Source organism: Mycobacterium sp., assembly GCF_052144515.1.
Lineage (GTDB): Bacteria > Actinomycetota > Actinomycetes > Mycobacteriales > Mycobacteriaceae > Mycobacterium.
This window is the reverse complement of record NZ_JBKQQD010000586.1, coordinates 1-4475: the sequence shown is the minus strand read 5'-3', so window position 1 is coordinate 4475 and position 4475 is coordinate 1. Positions and strand designations below refer to the sequence as shown.

At 65.0% G+C, this 4475-nt stretch carries 4 protein-coding genes and 1 pseudogene; all 5 read right to left on the bottom strand.

Annotated elements, in window-relative coordinates; genetic code table 11:
• Positions 1 to 73: 73 nt before the first annotated feature.
• The gene (locus ACLP9N_RS40580) at positions 74 to 310 is read right to left on the bottom strand and encodes a hypothetical protein (protein WP_442412678.1); all 237 of its coding nucleotides are present in this window, start codon (positions 308 to 310) and stop codon (positions 74 to 76) included.
• Positions 311 to 516: 206 nt separating this feature from the next.
• Positions 517 to 1743: an Nramp family divalent metal transporter gene (locus ACLP9N_RS40575; protein WP_442412677.1), complete on the bottom strand. Its 1227-nt coding sequence runs from the start codon at positions 1741 to 1743 to the stop codon at positions 517 to 519.
• 54 nt (positions 1744 to 1797) lie between these two features.
• Positions 1798 to 2503: pseudogene (locus ACLP9N_RS40570) on the bottom strand (SDR family oxidoreductase).
• A 14-nt stretch (positions 2504 to 2517) separates the two neighbouring features.
• Complete coding sequence (locus tag ACLP9N_RS40565; protein WP_442412676.1) at positions 2518 to 3156, bottom strand: HD domain-containing protein; 639 nt, start codon at positions 3154 to 3156, stop codon at positions 2518 to 2520.
• A 173-nt stretch (positions 3157 to 3329) separates the two neighbouring features.
• Positions 3330 to 4406, bottom strand: coding sequence for an NAD(P)H-dependent amine dehydrogenase family protein (locus tag ACLP9N_RS40560; RefSeq protein WP_442412675.1), 1077 nt, complete (start codon positions 4404 to 4406; stop codon positions 3330 to 3332).
• Between the last annotated feature and the right edge of the window lie 69 nt (positions 4407 to 4475).

Below are 4475 nucleotides of genomic sequence, written 5' to 3'. Positions count from 1 at the left end.
CCACCGCCCTACCCGACATCCGCAAAGGCATCCGGATCAAGGCCAGCTGAACCGGCCCGTTTCGCGGGCATTCCTACCTGAGGCACGGACAAAATTTCGCGGGCATCTTGATTTGAGGCACTACGGTCGGGTCGGGCGCAAAGTCGTAGCCGTCATCGACAAATCCGGCCGCATCGCTGTACGCGGCGTCACCGGCCGGGTCACCGAGCGGGCTCGACGACCACGCGGACGCCACGGTGCACTCTTCGCCACGCGGTGCTTGGCTGGTCGGTGCATAGCTGGTCGCTTCCAGGTCGTGCATGGTGTTCACGTGCGGTTCCTTGCTTGTCTGCGGGGCCTAGCTACGGGATGCCTCGCAGGTCTGCGCCTGCGCTGACACCGACTAGGCTGTCGCACGCCGCTTGCCAGCTCGTCGCGAAATTCTTGCGAAATTCTTGCGTGCGCCCGAAGCTTTTACGCTCTGCGAATCATCCACGCGGACAATGATTTTGAAGCCACTGACGGAGTGATTTAACGCTAGGCCGCCAGGGTCAGGCAGATCAGCAGCACGTTGAGCAGGCTGACCAGCACCCCGACCGCCCAGCCAATTACGGTCGTCGCGGGATGGTTGCTGTCGCTACCCATCAGCTGCCGGCTGCTGGTCAGCTTGACCAGGGGCAGCACCGCGAACGGGATACCAAACGACAGCACGACTTGCGAGAGCACCAAGGTGCGGGTGGGGTCGAAACCAATGGCCAGGATCGCCACGGCAGGGCACAGAGTGATCAGGCGGCGCGCGATCATGGGAATCGAGCGGTGCAGCAGCCCCTTCATGATCATGGCGCCGGCGTAGGCGCCCACCGAGGAGGACGCCAAACCGGACGCGAGCAATCCGACCGCGAACAGGATCGCGATCGCCGAACCCAAAGTGGCGTGGATGGCGGTATAGGCACCTTGGATGGACACGGTGACGTCCTGGTTTTGCAGGTTGATTGCGGCGACGAGCAGCATCGCCGCATTCACCGTTCCGGCGACGGCCATTGCCAGCACGACGTCGACACGGGTGACCAGCAGCAGTCTGCGCCGCTGCTGGCCCGGCCCGGGATGGCCGTGGCGGTCCAACGCCAAGCCGGAGTGCATGTAAACGGCGTGCGGCATCACGGTGGCGCCCAGGATGGCGGCGGCCAGCAGCACGCTCTCGGTGCCGCGGAATCGTGGCAGCAGGCCGCCTAGGACGGCGTCGGGCGGGGGCGTCGCAACGAAGAAGCTGGCCGCGAAGCCGACGGCGATGATCAGCAGCAGCCCGGTGATGACGCGTTCGAAAAGGATCTGGCCACGGCGGTCCTGAATCGCCAGCAGCAGCATCGCGACCACACCGGTGATCACTCCACCGGCCAATAGCGGCAAATTGAACAGGATGTGCAGGGCGATGGCCCCGCCGATGATTTCGGCGGCATCGGTGGCGATTGCGACGAGTTCGGCCTGAACCCAAAAAGCCAGCCGCAGCGGGCGGCTCATCTGCTTGCCGATCGCCTCGGGCAGTGACTGCCCGGTCACCAGCCCCAGCTTCGCCGACAGGTACTGCACGATGCTCGCCATTACGTTGGCCACGACGATGACCCACAGCAGCAGGTAGCCGTATTGCGCGCCGGCGCTGACATTGGCCGCCACGTTTCCGGGGTCGACATAGGCGATCGCGGCGACGAACGCCGGACCGAGCAGATACCAGCTCGACTTGAGCGAGGCCTGGGTGCCCTGGGCCAACCTTCACACCCTCAATTCACATGCGTCTAATAAAAAAGTTAGGTTAGCCGAATATTATGCGGCGCTGATGCTCCCGCCCCCGTCGACGCGGACAACCTGGCCGGTGATGTAGCTGGCGGCTTCCTCCAGCAGCATGCAAATCACATGCGCGATCTCCGCGGGGGTGCCCACCCGGTGCAACGGAATGGTGCTGAGGAAGCGAGCTTCACGATCCGATCCGGCGGGGCTACGTTCGCGGTACAACTCGGTCTCTACCGGTCCCGGCGCCGCCGATGCTGGTGGGGGGCGAGCTCGCCGGCCCAAATCCGGGTGCAGGTTTCCAGTGCGGCCTTGGCGGCGGCATCCGGGGTGCGTTCGGGGGTGCCGAGCGTCGTCACGCTGGTGACGTTGACGATGCAGACCGATCTCGCGTCGATCATGCCGGGCAGCACCGCTCGCACCACCTGCACCGCGGTGCGCACGTTCAGGTCGTAGGTCAGAAAAAGGTCGTCCAGATGGATCGAGCCGATGCGGCCGAACCGCGCCAAGCCGACGTTGTTGACGACGGCGTCGACCCTGCCTTCGTCGATGATCCTGTCCAGGGTTTGCGCGCTCGCCGCCTGATCGCCGAGATCGACTTCTCGTGGAACTGTCCCGGAAAATCCGATGGCGCCGTCCGGGCGAGCCCGATGGGTTCCTTGCCGGCGGCGGCCACCCGGTCGGCGACCGCGCGGCCGATATCCTTCGACGCCCCGGTGATCAGCACTCGCCGTTTCAACATGCTTTCCCCCGCTGCTATTCGGGCCAGCTGTTGTTCAAGATGATCTCAACGAAGTCGTCGCGGACGAATGACGGGTCGTAGTGCTGCAGCACATCGGCGTTGACGTTGCCGAAGGTGGTCCGGGGGCGGTGCGTGTTGCCGTCGGTGAAGGCCTGCAGGATTCGGCGCTTGAAATCGGGTCGCGGGTGTACCGCGGTGACGGCGGCGAGCTGATCGGGCGAGAGATCGTCGCGTCCGATGCCGAGCACGTCGGTCTCGACACCGGCTGTCACCAAGGCGATTTCGGGATCCAGGAATTCCGGCACGCCGGGAGTGGTGTGTAGCGCGATGGACAGCCAGACCTTGCGGGCGTCCGCTTCGTCGACGCCGCGCTGCAGCAGGAAATCCCGTGCCGCGTTGGCGCCGTCGACCTCGAAGCGCAGGTTGGAGCTACGGTAGGGCTCGGTCAAACCGATGTCGTGGAACATCGCGCCGACGTAGAGCAGTTCCAGGTCGGGCTGCAGGCCGCGGCGAAGGCCCTGCAGCGCGCCGAAGAAAAACACCCGGCGGGAATGATCGAACAGCAGGTCGTTCTCCTGTGCCCGGATGTAGTCGGTGACGTCGTGCACGAGCGGTGTGTCGGGCAGCTGAATGCCGGCGATGGTGCTGCTCATGGTCGAGGCTCCTTGGATTCGGCGGGGCTCATGCCTTCAGTCTGGTTTGGGCAGGGCGCAGACAGCAATGGCTGATCTGCCCAGCTCACGGGGACCGACACAACCGGCGGGTGTCCGATATTGCGGTGACAGCGTGAAAAGCCTTGCGGAGTCTAGCTTTTGAAGCCTGCTACTCAGGCCGGGAGGTAGAGCCCACGGCCGGTGATCAGGGGCATGTCCAGCGTCGTCACGATGCCCGGCTCGGCGGCCACCACGGCCGGAATCGCGTTGACGATCCGCATCGCAGTGGCGACCAGTCCCGCGTGGTTGTGATCGCCCTTGCGGCTGCTCAGGCAGATGTCCATGGCGTAGGAGGGTTCGCCGGTGATCTCGATGCGGTACGAGCCGCCGGGCTGCGCAGGTTGCGGCCAATCGGGACACAGATCCTCGCGCAACCGGGTGACATGTTCCAGGACCACCACCGGGTCGCCGTTGACCAGTCCGAATACCTCGAACCGCAGTGCGGCGGCACTGCCTTTGGGGATATGACCCGAAGCGATGTCGAAGTCCTCGGGTGCCGGCTCGCGGACGTACACCTCGGCGACCTCGTCCAGCGTGATGCCCAGGCCTGCCGCCAATTGCCGCACCACCGATCCCCATGCCAGGCTCAGCACACCGGTCTGCAGCAGCATCGGGATCTCGTCCATCGGCTTGCCGAATCCCATCACGTCGAACATCACCACGGCGCTGTCATAGGTGGCGTAGTCGACGATCTCCATGCAGCGCACCTGCTGGATGTTCTGGCAGGTGCCGGCCAGCGCCAGCGGCAGCAGGTCGTTGGCGAAGCCCGGATCGATGCCGTTGACGTACAAACTCGAATTGCCTTCGCGCGCGGCATCTTCCAGCGGCTTGATGAGCTCCTCGGGGATCACCTGCCACGGATACTGCAGAAAGACTGGGCCGCTGCCGACGATATTGATCCCTGCCGCCAGCACACGCCGGTAGTCCTCCAGGGCCTCAGGCAGCCGGTTGTCGGCCATCGCGTTGTAGACGGCACACTTCGGGCCGGTGGCGAGCACCGCGTCCAGGTCTGTGCTGGCCAGCACTCCGGTTGAATCCGCAAGCCCGGCAAGCTCTGCTGCGTCCTTGCCCGCCTTGGCATCCGAGGACACCCAGACGCCGGTGAGCTCGAACTCCGGGTTGGTGATGAGCGCGCGCAGCGCGTGGATGCCGACGTTGCCGGTGCCGAGCTGGACGACGGGTATGGCCATAATGGGCTCCTTCGGGGTAGGGCTAACACCGCGAGCAGACGCAAAATCGCCCACACGCTCGGCGTGTCG

Bases quoted from the DNA above. Each gene is read 5' to 3' on its own strand.
- ACLP9N_RS40565 (WP_442412676.1), bottom strand. From the start codon at position 3,156: ATGAGCAGCACCATCGCCGGCATTCAGCTGCCCGACACACCGCTCGTG.
- ACLP9N_RS40560 (WP_442412675.1), bottom strand. From the start codon at position 4,406: ATGGCCATACCCGTCGTCCAGCTCGGCACCGGCAACGTCGGCATCCAC.